At 57.9% G+C, this 16,306-nt stretch carries 14 protein-coding genes and 1 tRNA gene; 6 read left to right on the forward strand and 9 right to left on the reverse strand.

Going from position 1 to position 16,306, the window contains the following annotated elements; all coding sequences use genetic code 11:
- Nucleotides 1-28: 28 nt before the first annotated feature.
- From BUC24_RS24845 to BUC24_RS24865, 5 genes are all read right to left on the reverse strand, one after another.
- A complete protein-coding gene (locus BUC24_RS24845; RefSeq protein ID WP_073223172.1) occupies nucleotides 29-1,321 on the reverse strand; it encodes a cation:proton antiporter in 1,293 nt (430 codons plus the stop codon).
- A gap of 68 nt (nucleotides 1,322-1,389) precedes the next feature.
- Nucleotides 1,390-3,270 carry a carbohydrate-binding module family 20 domain-containing protein gene (locus BUC24_RS24850; protein ID WP_073223174.1) on the reverse strand — a complete coding sequence of 627 codons (1,881 nt, stop codon included), beginning with the start codon at nucleotides 3,268-3,270 and terminating at the stop codon, nucleotides 1,390-1,392.
- 340 nt (nucleotides 3,271-3,610) lie between these two features.
- Nucleotides 3,611-4,738: a right-handed parallel beta-helix repeat-containing protein gene (locus tag BUC24_RS24855; RefSeq protein WP_073223176.1), complete on the reverse strand. Its 1,128-nt coding sequence runs from the start codon at nucleotides 4,736-4,738 to the stop codon at nucleotides 3,611-3,613.
- 26 nt (nucleotides 4,739-4,764) lie between these two features.
- A tRNA-Cys gene (locus tag BUC24_RS24860) sits at nucleotides 4,765-4,838 on the reverse strand.
- Between the two features lie 141 nt (nucleotides 4,839-4,979).
- Entirely contained in the window at nucleotides 4,980-5,570 is a 591-nt protein-coding gene (locus tag BUC24_RS24865) for a DUF4410 domain-containing protein (protein WP_083599138.1), read from the reverse strand.
- A gap of 175 nt (nucleotides 5,571-5,745) precedes the next feature.
- Between BUC24_RS24865 and BUC24_RS24870 the strand changes: the two genes are divergently transcribed.
- The 3 genes from BUC24_RS24870 (at nucleotide 5,746) to BUC24_RS24880 (ending at nucleotide 9,069) form a co-directional block, all read left to right on the forward strand.
- Nucleotides 5,746-6,300, forward strand: coding sequence for a DUF4142 domain-containing protein (locus tag BUC24_RS24870; RefSeq protein WP_229448724.1), 555 nt, complete (start codon nucleotides 5,746-5,748; stop codon nucleotides 6,298-6,300).
- 156 nt (nucleotides 6,301-6,456) lie between these two features.
- The gene (locus tag BUC24_RS24875) at nucleotides 6,457-7,671 is read left to right on the forward strand and encodes a GGDEF domain-containing protein (protein ID WP_073223178.1); all 1,215 of its coding nucleotides are present in this window, start codon (nucleotides 6,457-6,459) and stop codon (nucleotides 7,669-7,671) included.
- A gap of 204 nt (nucleotides 7,672-7,875) precedes the next feature.
- Nucleotides 7,876-9,069, forward strand: coding sequence for a DUF3103 family protein (locus BUC24_RS24880; protein ID WP_073223180.1), 1,194 nt, complete (start codon nucleotides 7,876-7,878; stop codon nucleotides 9,067-9,069).
- Nucleotides 9,070-9,111: 42 nt separating this feature from the next.
- Here BUC24_RS24880 and BUC24_RS24885 read toward each other — a convergent pair whose 3' ends face one another.
- Entirely contained in the window at nucleotides 9,112-9,912 is an 801-nt protein-coding gene (locus BUC24_RS24885) for an HNH endonuclease (protein ID WP_083599140.1), read from the reverse strand.
- 149 nt (nucleotides 9,913-10,061) lie between these two features.
- Here BUC24_RS24885 and BUC24_RS24890 point away from each other — a divergent pair, with 149 nt between their 5' ends.
- Nucleotides 10,062-10,955, forward strand: a complete 894-nt coding sequence (locus tag BUC24_RS24890; protein ID WP_073223184.1) for an SDR family NAD(P)-dependent oxidoreductase — start codon at nucleotides 10,062-10,064, stop codon at nucleotides 10,953-10,955.
- Here the strand turns inward: BUC24_RS24890 and BUC24_RS24895 are convergent.
- Complete coding sequence (locus BUC24_RS24895; RefSeq protein ID WP_073223186.1) at nucleotides 10,952-11,269, reverse strand: DUF2752 domain-containing protein; 318 nt, start codon at nucleotides 11,267-11,269, stop codon at nucleotides 10,952-10,954. The two genes, BUC24_RS24890 and BUC24_RS24895, sit on opposite strands and share 4 nt — an antisense overlap.
- A complete protein-coding gene (locus BUC24_RS24900; RefSeq protein WP_073223187.1) occupies nucleotides 11,247-11,561 on the reverse strand; it encodes a TM2 domain-containing protein in 315 nt (104 codons plus the stop codon). The genes BUC24_RS24895 and BUC24_RS24900 overlap by 23 nt, the downstream gene beginning before the upstream one ends.
- Nucleotides 11,562-11,756: 195 nt before the next feature.
- Between BUC24_RS24900 and BUC24_RS24905 the strand changes: the two genes are divergently transcribed.
- A complete protein-coding gene (locus tag BUC24_RS24905; protein WP_073223189.1) occupies nucleotides 11,757-12,524 on the forward strand; it encodes a hypothetical protein in 768 nt (255 codons plus the stop codon).
- A gap of 172 nt (nucleotides 12,525-12,696) precedes the next feature.
- Here the strand turns inward: BUC24_RS24905 and BUC24_RS24910 are convergent, their stop codons facing one another.
- Nucleotides 12,697-14,691: a histone H1-like repetitive region-containing protein gene (locus BUC24_RS24910; protein ID WP_073223191.1), complete on the reverse strand. Its 1,995-nt coding sequence runs from the start codon at nucleotides 14,689-14,691 to the stop codon at nucleotides 12,697-12,699.
- A gap of 455 nt (nucleotides 14,692-15,146) precedes the next feature.
- Here BUC24_RS24910 and BUC24_RS24915 point away from each other — a divergent pair, with 455 nt between their 5' ends.
- Nucleotides 15,147-16,289 carry an alpha/beta fold hydrolase gene (locus BUC24_RS24915; RefSeq protein WP_083599142.1) on the forward strand — a complete coding sequence of 381 codons (1,143 nt, stop codon included), beginning with the start codon at nucleotides 15,147-15,149 and terminating at the stop codon, nucleotides 16,287-16,289.
- Nucleotides 16,290-16,306: the final 17 nt, after the last annotated feature.

Here is a 16,306-nt window from a genome sequence, read left to right on the forward strand (position 1 = left end):
TGGCTTTGCTCAGTCTGCTTATCGTGGGCTATTTCTCTTGCTTGCGTTTGGGCCAGAAGCGGTCGAACAAGGGCTTGACGCTGGTGCCGTGCACCACGATGGAGAGCATCACGACCACCACCGTAATCTGGATCAAGTCTTGCGCGAAATTGCGCGGCAAGCCATGGTTGATTGCGAACATCAAGTAATAGATGGAGCCGATGCCGCGTACGCCAAACCAGCCCGTAATGCCGCGCACCCGCATCGAACTGCTTGATCCGATCAAGCCCAGCATCACGCTCACGGGGCGTGCCACGATGAACAGGAAGGCGGCCATGCCGATGGTGTCCCAGTTCCAGTTTTGGAAGGACACCATGCCGCCCAGCAGCAGTACCAGCGTTAATTCCGACAGGCGTTCGATGTGTTCCTTGAACACCAGCGATTCGGCACTGACGGTGCGGGTTGACTCCTGCGGGTCTTGCTGGCCGTCTTCGGTGACCAGCAGCCCCTGGCGATCCTTGTGGGCACCGGACAAGACCAGTTCGGTCTGACGCAAGGCAACCCCGGCAAAAAAGACCGCAAGGAATCCCCAGGCCTTGCATACCACGCACAAACCATACACCACGGCGATCAGGCCCAGCCCGACGAAATCGTCGAGGACCTCGTGCTTGGGGTCGCGGCCGCGCAGCATCCAGCTCAGCTTGCCCAGTGCAGCGCCGCCCAGCGCGCCAATACCGATCGCGCCAAAGGTGGCCCACAGCACATCGACCAGCACCCAGCCCATGCCATAGGGCCCCAGCTCATGCGCGCCCAGCAAACCCAGTCCGAGCATTACGAAAGGAAACGCCGAGCCATCGTTCATGCCTGCTTCGCAGGTGAGGGTATTGCGCAACTGATCGCGGTCGTCGGCGTGGCGCACCTGGATATCGGTGGCCAGGACCGGATCGGTGGGCGCCAGGATGGCGCCCAGCAAGACGCCTACGCCGAGCGGCAGATGTAGTACGTAATAGGCAAATGCCGCCACCAGACCCACGCTGATGGACATCGAGACCCAGGCCAGGCGAATGGCCGGGGCCCAGCGCTGGCGCGTGATCGGCACCGGCATCTTCACGCCGGCGGAAAACAGCGACACCAAAACAGCCACCTCGGTCAGGGTTTCCAGCAGATGCGATTCTTCGATCGGGTTGAAGCGAAAGAAACCCAATACCATGGGCCCGAGCAGCAGGCCCACGCACAAATACACAATGGCAGACGTAAACGGCGAGCGCGAGATGGTGGTCGCGGCAAGGCCGCGCGCCAGCATCAGGCAGCCGATCAGAATGAACCAGTGGGTTGTTGTCATGCGGACGATTCTACTCAGGAAAGCAAGAGCGAACCGTCCGCTAGCACACGCAAGGCGCGTGCTGTGATTTAGAAGGCGAAACTGCCCACGTCAATGACTTGCGTTGGCTGGCCGCAAGCTGCCGTCACCGCTTCGCGATTGCCGCTGCCTGTGGACTGATTGCGCTCCCACACATCAGCAACCGCGCCCTTCTTCAGGAACTTGAACTGGATGGGCGTTAACGGCGGCAAATTGAGCGTGCGCGACCAGGGCACATTGGCGCCACTGCCCTCAATGCTCAGCTGGTTGTTGGTGGTGCCGGTCCAATTGCCCAGTTCGTTGCGGTTACCCACCACGTGCACGTTTTGCCCGACCACGGTATTGGCATTGGCCACGCGGAACTTGACGGGGACCGTGGTGCAGACGGGCGGCGGCGTCACGCCACCGTTGACCTTCTGATTCACATGCAAGGCCACGGCAGGCACGCTCCCGCCATTGTTGCCGCCAATACTGACGGTCACAATGCCGTTGCTGGCCACGGTCAGGCTGCCGCCGGTACAGCCGCTGCCGTCGGCCGTGAGTTTGCCGGTCACCACATTGCAGTAGGTGCCAGCGGGCAGTTGCGTCTGCAGCGATGCATTCCAGGCTGCACCGTCATTGTTCAAGGCCAGGAAGCCCTTGTTGCCGCGCGCGAAGGCAATCTGATTACCGTTGCCTTGCACAAAGTTGTCCACGCCCGTGCCCGCCACTGTGGAGCGGAACTTGACCATGTTCGAAATGTCAGACCAACGGTGGATAAAGTCCCACGACTGGTTGATCAAGGGATTGCCGCTGGCGTCGAAGGGGCTGGCGCCCGGTGGCCCCTGGTCGCCGTCGCTGAAGCGGTAGCCGGAATGCAGCTGCGCGTGTCCGTACGGCCATGCCAGCATGAAGATATTGGCCAGGTCGTAGCGCTTGGTGCCCTGGGTATCATTGACGTGGCCGGCAATGTAATCGCTTGCCACCAGCGAGCTGCCGTTGCGTTCGGTATCCCAGTTATTCACGAACACGGTGGCCTTGTCACTGGGTACAAAGCCCCAGCTGCCGCCCCAGTTGCCCGGCGTGCCCATGATCGTGCGAATTTGCGAAATGCTGCTGCCCTCGTTGCGGAACACCGACTTCATGGCAAAGGTGAACTGGAATTCGTTCAGCGTGCCGTTCGAAAAATAATCGGCGCGCACCGCGTTGCTGTCCGGTATCACTTCCTGGGTAATCCACAGGGACTCGCCCGAGTTCGTGGTGCGATTGGTGCCCGACAGAATGGCGCTGATGTGTGACGGCTGAATGTGCTTGGCCGCATCAATGCGGATCCCGTCCGCGCCCATGGCCACCAGCTTGTTGAAATAATTGCGAATCTGGCCCTGCACATAGCTGCTCTCGGTTTTCAGATCGGGCAGGCCGACCAGGCGGCAGTTCATCACGTTGTTGCGGTTGCCGGGATAGCCGTAGTCACCGCCCTGGATGTCGCAGGCGTTGTGGAAGTCAGGGCCGCTGAAATTCGGATAGCTAAGCGATGCCGAGTTCCAGGTGTTGCCATTGGTTGCCGTGCCGGCCCCGGCCGACATGTGGTTGACCACCGCATCGACGTAAATGCGCACACCGGCGGCGTGGCAAGTGTTGATCATGCTCTGGAATTCCGCTTCCGTTCCCATGCGGCTATTGAGGGACGTAAAGTTCACCGGCTGATACACATCCCACCAGGTTCCGACACTGTTTGACGCTTGCGGCGGCGACACCTGCACCGCGCCGTAGCCTTGCGGCCCCAGATAGTTGGTGCATTCCTTGGCAATGTCGTTCCACTTCCAGCGGAACATCTGGACTGAGGTATCGGGTGGATTGAAGGCGGCTTGCGCCGGGGTGGCGAGGCCGGCAAACAATGTACCGGCGGCAAAAAGGCTGCCAATCAACTTGGCGCTGATGCGTTTTTTCATGTTGCTTCCTTATGGTTTTAGGTAATGGAATGCAAAAAAATGACTGCCCGACGACGACCCCGGTTGTCTCCATCAAGGGGAAGCGACGTTGAAACGATGGTGTGCGGACTGGATGGCGCTGGACTGATGTCCTTTTTTGCTGCCGGGCCCGCCAAACCAATGTAGCACAACTACATGAAATGTAAACCGCGACTTTGCATTTACGTGAGTTTCTAGGGCGTAGATTCGGATTGTCACGCGCGCGCTTTTTGCATGTGTAGCCAATCTACATGAAAAGTTGCGTGGTAAAAATGAGGGCCAGGCATCCGGAGATGGCTGGCCCTGATGCGGCGTGGGTGTCTCAGCGGAACTGATAAGCGCCGATATCAATGGCAGCGCGGAGTCGTACATTGCCAAGCGCATCGTTCAAGGGGGCGAGTTGCTCAGTGCCTTTGGCAATCGCGGGGGAATTGGCGCGCAAGCGGAAATCGCTGCCGCCGCGCCGCGCATAGCGCACGAACTGTGGCGCTTGCGCGACTGTGCCTGAGTGGCTCAGGCCGTTTCTCAGTTGCCAGTCAGCAGCGCTGTTCTGAAACACGAGATTGTTGCGATACGTATTGTTGGGACCGGTCGCGCCTTGTTCGGAAATGCCGTATTTGTTGTCGAACACGATGTTGTTGTGGACGCTCGTGTAATCGTTGGGGCCGCGGGTATGGTAAAAGTCGCCGCCGCCCACCACGATGCCCGTCTGGGACGCGGCCACCGTATTATTGCTGATCACCACATTGTTGGCGTCGTGCCAAAGCTGAATGGCAGCGCCGCCGATGTTGTGCACGATATTGTTCTTGGCGCTGCCTTCGCTGCTGATATAGATACCGTGCACGAAACGGCAATTCTCCGGTCCGATATCGTGCACCGTATTGCCGAGCACAGCGCTGTGCTCGCCATGATAGTAGCTGTCGACCCCGATGCCTGCGCCGCCAACAGACGAGCACGGCATATCTTGCGCGATGTGATGAACGCGATTGCCCTTGATGACAACGTGAGAGCCGCCGTTGTAGATGCCATGCGTCCATTTGGTGCCATTGCGCGCGACGCTGCCATCGACTTCAAAACCGACAATGTCGACAAAATCGCCGCGGTTGTCCCAGCCAGCCTTGGTATCGGAGCTCATGGGGGGCACCAGCCTGGCGCCCCAGCGGACCGATGAGATGTAGTAGATGCGCTGCGGTTCGGTGCCGTTCATGGTGGTTTTGAACCCGCCCGCGTAGACCCCTGGCAAGACGTGAATGGTGGTGCCCGGCAAGGCCACCTTGGACGCACGCAAAATGGTGGCAAACGGTTGCTTGAAGGTGCCGGGGTTGGAATCGGCACCATGGGTGGCAACGTAGTAGTTGTAGGTGGTGGCGCTGAGCGCGGGCGGTGTGTCGGCGGCGATCGCCGGCAGGGTGACGACAAGCAGGGAAATCAGACGCGGCGCGAGGTTCATCGACTCTGTTCCTCTGCTGAAAAATGTGGAGGCGGATGTTGGAATCGAACCAACTTCCCCAGCTTTGCAAGCTGGTGCATTGCCATTTTGCTACTCCGCCAGTAAGACTAGTTTCCCCGATGGTGAACCAAGTGGCATCCGATTGGATCAAACATGGTGTTCGAACTTGCCCGCCCGAGCGCGCTGCGGTCAGGCGTAAAAAAGCCGGCCACGCGGGCCGGCTTGTGCATGTGCGCCTGGCTTATTTGCTCTCTGGCGTCACCACAGGATCATCGCCACCGGTGGGGCCGCCGACCGCGTTGGCGTAGTTTGCCTTGACGTAGTTAGTCGACAGTTGCGCAACACGGGTGAGCATCAGATTGTCGTGCACGCCAAAGGTCCAGCCACCCGCCATGGCGGCCGCACGCTGGAAGAATTCCGGGCTGGCCACCACGCGGCCGCCGTTATCCTTGAATGTCACGCGCATCAGAACCCCGGAACTGCCTGCCATGGGGCCAAGCAGGACGCGCTTGGCCCCGTGCTTGAAGCTGAATTGCTCGACGACGGGCTCGATCACCAGCGCGCGGCCATTGTCCGAACGCTTGTTCCACTCGGCCAGCGAAGGCGCTAATTCCTTTTGAATGTTTTCGTTAATCTTGGCCAGCGCGGCTTCATTCCCCTTGATATTCGAAGTAAAAACGGCCGGTTTCAATTCAATTCTTCCGAACGATGAAAACGCTTCTGACGGTGGGGGATTGGTGGAGGACGATGGCTTGATGCTGGTAGCGCAGCCGCTCAGCATCATGGTGGCAACCATGGTGGTGGCGATCACGCCTTTGAATAAATGGTTCATACATCCCTTTCTGTTTTGGTTAAGTCGTCTTTACGCGGATCATATTACAGCAGCGCGATTGGCTGGCGGTTATTAACTCTGCTCAAGCATGGTTGCGCATTGGCTACCGGGCGCTGCCGAAGAAAGGCTAAGGCTAGACTGCGCCGGTGTTCCTTACTCTTATTGGAGACCGATTATGAAGAAACAGACCGTATCGAAAGCCCTGTTGAGCGCCGCCATTGCCGCCGCATTGAGTGTGCCATTTGCCGTCAGCGCGCAAACCATGAATACGCCCGCCGCCAGCGCACTGACCAAGGCCGACCAGCAAATCGTCGAAGGCATGGCGCGCGCGAATATGGCGGAAATTGAAGCGGGCAAGCTGGCGCTGGCCAACGGCCAGAGCGCCGAGGTCAAGGCATTTGCGCAGCAAATGATTGACGATCACACCAAGGCCCTGAACGACGTGACCACGCTGGCGCAGAATAAGGGCGTGACTTTACCCACCGAGCCAGATGCAAAACATAAAGCCATGGCCGCCAAACTGGCAAAGCTGAAGGGTGACGCCTTCGACAAGAGCTACATGGCGCAGGCTGGTGTGGCGGACCACAAAAAAGTGCACGCCACCCTGAAAAAAGATGAAGCGCGCGCCAAGGATCCCGACGTCAAGGCGCTGGCAGCAAAAATGCTGCCGACGGTGGAGCAGCACCTGCACACCGCCAGCGGCAAACCGCACGATCAAGCGGCCAAGTAAAGACAGCACCAAAGGCCCTGCGGGGCCTTTTGTTTTTCGCTGTTGTTTCAAGGTCATATGGGCCGCAAAAGTGTGTCTTTAACTTGCATTTCAACTGTGTGAAATTGCGTCACAGTGTAAGATCGAAAAACACACAGTAATTTACGCGTGGCAATAATGTTGAATATCGATCCGGAATTGTTGAGTAATGCGAGTCCCTCGCCTTACCGCACGGCGTTCGAAAAAGGTTATCGAGCGCTGCGTTTCGACGAGCCGATCGAGCAGGAATTCCAGGCCTTTTATACCGAAGGCCATCTGATGCGGGTACGTCTGGCTGCGTACCTGATCATCGTGCTGTATGCCGCGTTTGTGATCATCGATATCACCACGCTGCCGGCGGAAGTGGCCTACTGGACCACGCGTATCCGCATCTTCTTTATCATCCCGCCGTTTTTCCTGATGCTGTATGTGAGCTATCAGCCCGCGTTACGCGGCTGGGTCAGGAAAGTCGTCCCCTTCGCTGCCATTACGGCCGGTGTGGGCACCACTGCCGTCATTGGCGCGGCTTACCGGCTGGGCACGCAGATTCCGTACGAAGGCATTTTGCTGGTTGCCTTGTTTATCTATCTGATCGCTTGCCTGCAATGGCGGCGCGCCCTGTTTGCCAATGGCGTCACACTGGCGGCCTTTATCGCCATGGAATTCATGTACCAGTCCAATCCGCAATTCCGCCTGTATCAGATCATTTTCATGATCGCGGCAAATGCGGTGGGGGCATATGGCGGCTACTTTCTGGAACACAGTGCCCGCACCATGTTCCTGGTGAATAACCTGCTCAATGAATTGGCGGAACTCGACGGGCTGACCGGCTTGTCCAACCGGCGCACACTGAATATCCATCTCGACCGCATCTGGCGCCAGGCCATACGCGATCAGCAAGCCGTGGCGATTGCCATGATTGACGTGGACCACTTTAAAAAATACAACGACCGCTATGGCCACGCGCAAGGCGATGCGGCATTGCGCGCCGTGGCCGACGTGATCGCCCACCATGCCCGCCGCCCGCTCGACATTACCGCCAGATACGGCGGCGAAGAGTTTGCCGTGGTCTGGTACCACCCGTCCGCCTCCGAACTGGCCCGCATGGCCGAAATTCTCACCCGCGCAATCGTCGCGCTTGACATGCCGCATGCAGACAATGAAATAGGCAAGCTCAGCATCAGCGTGGGCGTTGCCATGATGACGCCAAGCGCCGAGCAAAGCAGCGCCGACTTGCTGCGCGCAGCCGATGGTGCCCTGTACGATGCCAAAGCCCAGGGCCGCAACCGGGTGGTGGTGGCCGTGCCCGAAGACCATGCCGCATCCCCGCGTAGAGTCAACGCCAAATCCTGACGTATGGATATGGCGACGCTTTCGTCGCCAACATCGCGCTTCCCCTGCTATTGCACATTAATTAACATTAATAATTGTGTCATTGGCGCAAAAAAGCAAGGTTTTGCGCATTTGGACAAGACCCGTGGCCTCTTCCGTGATTACCTAGTGCTCGCCCAGCCGGGACCGCCGGCTGCGAGCCACATTTCAACACGGAGGTTGCACATGAATTTGGTATTAAAAACACTGGCGGGCATCACTGTCGCCCTCGCCTGCAGCGCATCGGCATCGGCGCAAACTGTCTATATCGGCAGTTCCCCCGAAGCGGCCAAGCCAGTAAAACCGCAGCCTGTCGACCAGGCCAAGCGCTTCGCCGCGTACAAAGTGGCCGGCATGCTGGGCGACCGCAACTTCAGCGCACTGGTCGAGCGCGAGCTGGCAGGCAAGGATGACGCAGTCATGCTCAAGCCACTGCTTGGCAACTACGCCAATACCAGCGTGCAAGCCGAGGCCGCGGCGGACAGCCTGCGCAGCACTGACCTGGTGGTCCGTCAAAGCAAAGCCATCGCTGCCGAAACCGATAGCGTGATGGATGTGCGTCTCTACACGCCAAAGAAATTTGCCGGCAAGGTTGACTGGAAAAACTTGCTGGTTGCTTATCCACCAAGCAGCAAGAAAAATGAATATGCAGCTGTAGAAGCGTTCGACCGCAAAGGCGGTTCGCACATGCTGGACGGCCGCAGCGCGCCAAATGTGCCGGTCCTGATTGTTGGCATCAACCGCAAGGAAGCCCACCGCGCCGGCGTGGAACTGATGAACAAGCATCTGCAAGCGGTGGGCATGCAGGGCAAAACCATGGCCAAGCTGAGTGGCCCCGCCGCGATGGCCACACCGGCGGCGCTGAGTGCGGGCATCGAAACCAGCAAGCTCGATCGCATTCGCCTCAATAACGACCAGGAACCGTGGGTGTCGGGTGCGGCGGAGATTTTTGCGGTGGTGTCTGGCGTACAGCCAGATCAGGCCAAGGCCACGCTGACCATTGTCGACATGCCTTACCTCGATCATGACGGCACCGATTACACGCCAAATCAGATCATGATTTTCTGGCCTGAATATCGCTATGCCGCCGCCAATGTGCAGCTGTTTGAGCATGACGACAATACGAACTACAAGGACCTGGCCGTGGCGTTGGCACAAGGCGTGACCTCGATCCTGGGCGCGTTCGCGCCAACCTATGCCGTGATTGGTCAGGTCGCGACGGCGATTCTGCAGGCAATGCCAGCGGGATGGTTTGCCAACGACGATGATTATGTCGACAGCTTCTACACGCTGGAGAAGGGCCGGACCTATACCGGGTATCGGGGAGCGGCTGGGAATGCGACTGTGAGTTTGTCGCCGTACACGCTGCAATCGCAGTAATTCATTATTGAGCCCCTCGTTTTTCGAAGTGGGGGGCTTTCGTCATATGCCTTGAAATATTCGCCACTGCTGATTTAGGGCAGCCAAGGCTGGTCTGCATATTTGCTCAACTGGCTGGAAAGGAACCGTTCCATGCATTGCTCGGTAGGCATCGTCAACGATACTCTGAGCCACAGTAACCTGCATGCGCTCAGGGTCAATCGCAAGCAGTCCAAGATCCCATAAAGTATGAATGTCTGCGCGTAGAAGAAGGCCGTTGGAAGTCAGGTTTGTTGCAGCTCCCAGATAAGGTGTGATATGGGCTGCTTCAAGTGTGGGAAGTACTGCGCAGCCACTAAACGCGCATTTCGCTGCATATGCCGTAATGAGGCGGGCACGAAATTTCGATTGGCCTTGTCGCTGTACCACTTGCCGAAGCACCTTCGCGCGGGCATCAATTTGATCCGTAGGATCGAACGCCGGATACGTACGATTTTCTACCAGTATTTCCGCTAGCTCGTTTGACCAGGGACCCCGTGGAGCGTGGGCCGGTTCGAAAATCGTCTCGAGAAATGCGGCATATTTTTGCAAGGCGGCACTATACATTTGATGGCCGGTCTTGTTACGGCTCGCGAATTCTGGGGTATCGGCGACTCTGTCGGCGATCTCGGCAAATTCATTGAGATCAAAAATCTCGTCCAGTGCGCTCTCTGTTAACCTATAGGTGTTTGCCCAAGTTGTGAGTGGCCCTCTAAGCGCCCCGGCGTATTTTTTCACTGTCGACGCGGACATTCCATCCGCATAGAGCCACTCTTCAAAATCCATATCCAGACCTTGTTCAATATCTTTTGGATACGATAACATCAAAGGCTATGGCATTGCGCGGCCGGCCAGCCGCGACTAATCAAATCTAAGGTATCGTTTCGAAGGCTTTTGGAGTCAGCTCTAAATTTTTTAACACAGATGGTTCGTGGTCCATATGGGCGACGCGGCAGTCACTAGGAGTATCAAATATGGCGATTAAATTCGACGGCCAAGTAGCAATTGTCACTGGCGCGGGTGGGGGATTGGGACGAGAGCACGCGCTGGCACTGGCAAAGCGCGGCGCCAAGGTGGTTGTGAATGACTTTAGCCCTGCCGCGGCTACGGCGGCTGAATCAGTGGTCCAAGAAATCGAGGCCGCAGGTGGGACCGCAATGGCCTGGAATACTTCAGTTACAGATGAAGCCGGAGTTGCCGCAATGGTCACCGCAACCATGGCCAAATGGGGTCGCATCGATATCCTGGTTAACAACGCCGGCATCCTGCGCGATAAAAGCTTCTCGAAAATGGCGCTCGACGATTTCCGCCTCATCATTGATGTTCATTTGATGGGCGCGGCTATTTGCACGCAGGCGGTCTGGAACATCATGCGCGAGCAAAAATACGGCCGCATCGTCATGACCACTTCATCGTCCGGCTTATACGGAAACTTCGGTCAGGCGAATTATGGCGCAGCCAAAATGGCACTGGTCGGCCTGATGCAAACGCTGTCCATCGAAGGCGCCAAAGACGGTATTCACGTTAACTGCCTGGCGCCGACCGCCGCAACCAAAATGACCGAAGGCCTGATGCCACCGGCCGTGCTGGAAAAGCTGACCCCTGATTCGGTCACGCCAGGTTTGCTGCATCTGGTCTCCAGGGATGCGCCAACGCGTGCAATTCTGTGTGCAGGTGCGGGAACCTTCGAACGTGCCTACATTACCTTGACCGGCGGCGTGCATATCGGCACCGGTGCGGATGCAGCCGAACAGGTTGCTGCCAAGTTTGACGCCATTTCGGACCGCATTGGCGAAGTCGTTCCTAAAGACGGCAGCGCGCAGGCGATGAATGAAGTTGGCAAAGCCATGGCCGCATCGAACGGCTAACTCTGTTTTGGAAGTGGCGTGTAGCGGCGCCACAGTGTGTGCAGGTGCTTGATGTACAGGTACATCAGCATGGGTAACACGATGAAAACTGCTTTGTTGAACGCCCACGCCGCGGCGAAATTGCCGTGCACCAGCGCGACGAGTGCGCGCGTGATGCCGCAGCCCCAGCACACATCGTCGAAGACGAGTGAAATCAGGCACGGCGGCGTCACGCGCAGCAGCATATCCGGCATGGCGACGGCGGCCGCTCCCAGCAGAGCGACGCCGAGCGCGATGCCGATATCGGCTGCATTACTTCTTGAGTTGGCGGCCATCCACATCGGTGTAGGAACCAACGGCGATCAGGATAAAGTCGATAAACGCCCAGATACCGCAACCACCAAGGGTCAGCAGCTGCGCAACGCCAATACCGATATGGCCGGTGTAGAAGCGGTGTACGCCAAACACGCCGAGGAAGAATGACAGCAGCAGTGCGACGATCCATTCCTTGTCGGAGACCGGGCCCGTTTGCGTCGAGATATTAGCGTTATTGACGGCGACGCCGCATTTGACGCAAACAACGGCATTGTTGCCGACTTCAGCACCACAGGAATGACAGAACGGCATGGTTAAAATCTCCTTATGAATTGCCGACTAGCAATTTAGAGACAGAATAACCGATGTGGTAATCAAATACATCGGTTAAAGCATGATTCTTTTGCCATGGATTTGAATCTTCCTTGTTCATTCTGGTTGATAAAATAAGTGCGACGATGATCGATCCTGGCATCAGTCAAACCCAACCCAAAGGAAGAAACAACGATGACTGCAGCCCTGTCCAAATTTGCCCGAACTGCTTTGGCGTGTCTGGCCATCACCACGGCAAGTGGTGCTCTTGCGGCCGACAAGGCCGCACCCGGTGGCCTTTATGTGGGCTACTACCAGGAAGACCCACTCGCCAATCCGGAAGATCCCACGCCTGGTGCGTTCGTGCTGACCCTGCCCGAGAGCGATGCTGCATTTGGCGGTGCGATGTTCTTTACGTTTGTAGGCTGCCAGAACAGCAACGTGGGTGACGTGAAGGGTGCAAAAGCAGGCTATAACTTGAGCGGCACGTGGTCGGGCAACGTGGACAACAGCATGCAGTCAGGCCCATACAAGGGCACATACGATCCTGCGACCGGCTCCTACAAGGGTGTGTATTCGGTATCCGGGGGGAAGCAGTTCAAGAAGATTGAAAACTGCGTTCAGTATTACATTGGTCCGAACGGAACCTGGGAGATGTTCCCGGTCGAGCAGAATCAGCCGGCCTCATTCAAGGTGGCAGTATCGCCGTCGAAAGTTTCCTGGAATGCACTGCCCAATGCTGCGATGACGCTCGTGTACGTCATTGATCCCGCTGCGGCGAAAGCGGGCGCTGGCAATCCAGTCAAGTTTCAAACGATCGTAATGGGCAAGACAGCGTCGCTCAACGTTGCTGCCATGCCCGCCGTTCTGGCCAAGGGAAAAGAGTACATCGTTGCAGCAATGGTCAATGACGGAGCGGCAAAAAGGATCGCGTTCGGGACAAAGCGGTTTGTTGTCCCTTGACGCATGGTGAAGCGAGGATAACCGGTAGTTAAAGGCAGGGGAAGCATGATTGATCAATGGAGTCTTGAGGAAGCCGTCGGTGTGGCTTTCTGTTGCTCCCCTGGCTTTACGTGGGATGGTCACTGCCTGATGCAACAGTGAACGATGTCACCGCTCCTGGGGTGATCGCAACTCACTGAAGCCGAATCGCGGTGTCAAAGATCCAGGTACGCCGGATCTCGATTACGTCATACTGCCGTGCCAACGCAGGTGGGAACGCCCCATACGGCGCCTGACTGGCCACGACATTTCGGATGGCCTCATCAATCGCCGGCACCCCGCTCGACACCACGAACGTGATTTTTTCCACGGTACCGTCAGCACGAACCGCCACGGTGACAGTCGGCGCCACATGGCGTTGCCTGACGATGTTCCGGATCATGTCCAGAGTCATGTTCATCTCGATCTTGCGGCTCATGGTTTCTGCATAGAGCACCAGATCCGCATTGGGATCAGCACGGCCGAGCAGCCAGCCTCGGCGCAAACCGCTGACCGTCGGCAGCAGTGACTTGGACGGCGTATTCGCCGCATCGCGCTGGGCGGCTTCTTCGTTCAGCTGTTTGCCGATGGCGCGCAGACGCTCTTCGCGGTCCGCTTCCTGCTTGGCGCGATCCTGCTGTGCCTGGTCTTGCTTTGCGCGCTCCTGGCGGGCAGCCTCCTGTTTTGCGGCTTCCTGACGCGCGACTTCCTGTCTTGCCGCCTCCCGGCGCACAGTTTCCTGATTCTGGGCGTCCTGACGCGCGGCCTCTTGCTTTGCTGCTTCCTGACGCGCCGCTTCCTGTTTTGCTGCCTCTCGGCGTGCTGACTCTTGATTCTGTGCGTCCTGCCGCGCTGCCTCTTGCCGAGCGGCTTCCTGTCGTGCTGTTTCTTGTCGTGCTGCTTCGCGGCGCACTGCATCCTGGCGCGCGGCTTCCTGTCTGGCCGCTTCCTGGCGCGCTATTTCTTGCCGCGCAGCTTCCTGGCGCGCAGCCTCTTGCTTGGCTGCTTCACGTCGTGCAGCTTCTTGATTCAGTGCGTCCTGTCTTGCCGCCTCTTGCCTTGCAGTTTCTTGACGGGTAGCTTCACGGCGAACAGCATCCTGACGCGCGGCCTCTTGCTTGGCTGCTTCCTGCCGGGCTAACTCCTGCTTCAATACTTCTTGGCGTGCCGCTTCCTGCTCGAGCGCCTTTTGTTTCGCGTCAGCGAGTGCTTGTTCCCGGCGGGCCGTTTCAAGTTGCGCTTGCTTTGCCTGCTCCTGTCGCATGGTTTCTTTGCGCGCAGCGTCGAGACGCGCAGTCTCGACCCGCTCCTGCTCTGTGCGCGCTGCATCTTGCAGTGCTTTCTCGGCCCGTCTGGCTTGCTCTTGTCGTTGCGCTTCCTGCTGCAGATTTTCCAGGCGTGCCGACTCTCTACGTTCAGATTCGACTCGTGCCGCTTCGTTCATGGCGGCTTGTTCCGCGCGCGCCGTCTCCTGTCGCAGTTGTTCTTGCCGCGCCACCTCGCGCTGTGCGGCCAAGGCCGTTTCTGCCAGACGCTGCCGGTCCGCCATTTCCTTTTCTTGTTCCACCCGGGCTTGCTCCAGCGCCCGCGCCCTGGTTTGCTGCTCCAATTTCTTCTGTGCCGCGTCGCCCGCATCCGCAGGAACGGGCATCTCGCTTGCCTGAACAGGAATATCCTGTTCGATATTGTTCGCCGGCGCCCGGACCTTTGGCGCATTCGGGGCGACAGGCAGATTCACATCTGGACGTTTGTTCGCGGTCGTGACTGGTTCGACGGCAGCCGCAGGGGCACTCGGCGGCAATGGAGCCTGAACAGGCACTGGTGCTGGGACGAGGTGCGCGGCGGCCGCCTTAGGTTCAGTGGCGGGAACCTTGGCCGACGGCGCATCAAACGGGCGCGATACCGGTGGCTGCGCGATCTTGGCCGGCTCTGCAGGAGAAATCTCGGCTTGAACCGGGGGAGGCGTTGGCGATACTGCAGGCGCAAGAAGAATACGCAAGTCACTTGCGCCCAGGCGCTTTTCTTTCCATGGGAATTGCAAACCGGGCAGCCCGAAAGTCTGACCGCCAATCGCCAGACTTAAAAGCAGCGCGTGCATGAGCAGCGAAATCACCAACGCCGTGCTCATTCGTCTTGGGTCGGCCGGCATGTAAAGCGCCGAGCTCAAACCGAAAACCTTTCATGCGGCGGCGTATTCAGGCGCTTCAGGGCGGTGCTTGATGTTGGTTCAAGGTAGAAAAACTTGGCCATGACTGTGATCGCAGAGATGCCAAGAAGGCAAGGAATCCCGCGATGCTATCACAAGGGATTGATTTGTTGATAGATTGGAACTGAATCGTCGCTGTCACAGCGCGTCCTCGTACGGTAAGCACCCGCTCTGTCGGCGAAAACGTCGCGATGCAAACGCAGAGCCGTGAATTTCCGCCCCATGTTGAATGTCTTTTTTTATTGTAAAAAAGAGAGGCAATCGCGCAGTCATTGGCGGATTTTATTTCTGTCTGTGACGGGAATCAGTCGCAAAAGGGCGCAAATCATAAGTTGAGGCGCCAGCTTTGGCTGCCAAAACCATACTCGGGTCACTTTCCACTCACCTTGAGGCCCAGCATGATCCATTCTTTTTTTGCCACTAGCGTTCGCCGCTTTATCGCGCCTTTCGCATTTCTTTTAGCCAGCCTGGCTGGCACTGATGCGCTGGCGGCGTCCGGCAGTTTGTGCCCGACCGACACGAAGGACTCAGCGCCCCGATCAATCCGCGAAGAGAAGTTCGTGCGCATTGGTGGAATCGAACAGTGGGTCACGATCAGCGGCACCAACTGCGCCAATCCCATCGTTCTGATCGTTCATGGCGGACCGGGCAACCCGATGACCCCTTACAGCGACGCTATTTACGGTTCCTGGACCAAACAGTTCACCATCGTCCAGTGGGACCAGCGCGGTGCCGGCCGGACCTACGGCCGCAACCGGCTGCTGCCCGAACCCGATTCCCGTAAATGGACACCCGAACAACTCGAAGCGCTTCCGCCGCTGACGATCGCACAGCTGACCCAGGATGGCGTGGAAGTGGCCAGTTACTCGGCGGCCCGGCTGGGGCAGCGCAAGGTGATCCTGGTGGGTGGTTCGTGGGGATCGGCGCTGGGCGTACACATGGTTAAAGTGCGCCCTGAGCTGTTCCACGCGTACATGGGCACTGGCCAGATAGTGCATTACACCGAGAATGAACGGAGCACTTACGAGACATTGTTGGTCATGGCGCGGGCTGCCACGGATACCAAGACCGTTGCCATGCTCGAATCGTTGGGCGCACCACCGTGGAAAAACCCACGGGCGTTCGGCATGGTTCGCAAAGCGACCCGGGTGTACGAGGCAAAAACAAGCACCCCGCCGCCCAAATCTTGGTGGACGCCAGCCGACTTGTATTCCACTCGCGAAGCGGAGCTGGACTATGAAGCAGGCGAGGAATATTCGTTCCTGCAGTTTGTTGGGTTTAAGGGCGACGGTATGCTGTCAACGATTGACCTGCACAAGCTGGGTGCGAACTTTGATGTGCCTGTTTTTCTGCTGCAGGGAACGGAAGATCTGGTTACCACGCCCGCAGTGGCCAAGCGCTATTTCGATTCGATCGTCGGGCCAGTGAAAGAGTTCATTTGGTTGCCGCATACCGGACATGATCCAAACGCGACCATGCTTGACACGCAGTTGCGCACCCTGGCGACGCGAGTTGTGCCGATTACGAAGCAAACGGAATGAAGCCGGGCGTCGCGCCG

It is taken from the genome of Massilia sp. CF038, from assembly GCF_900129765.1.
Taxonomy (GTDB): Bacteria; Pseudomonadota; Gammaproteobacteria; order Burkholderiales; family Burkholderiaceae_D; genus Telluria_A.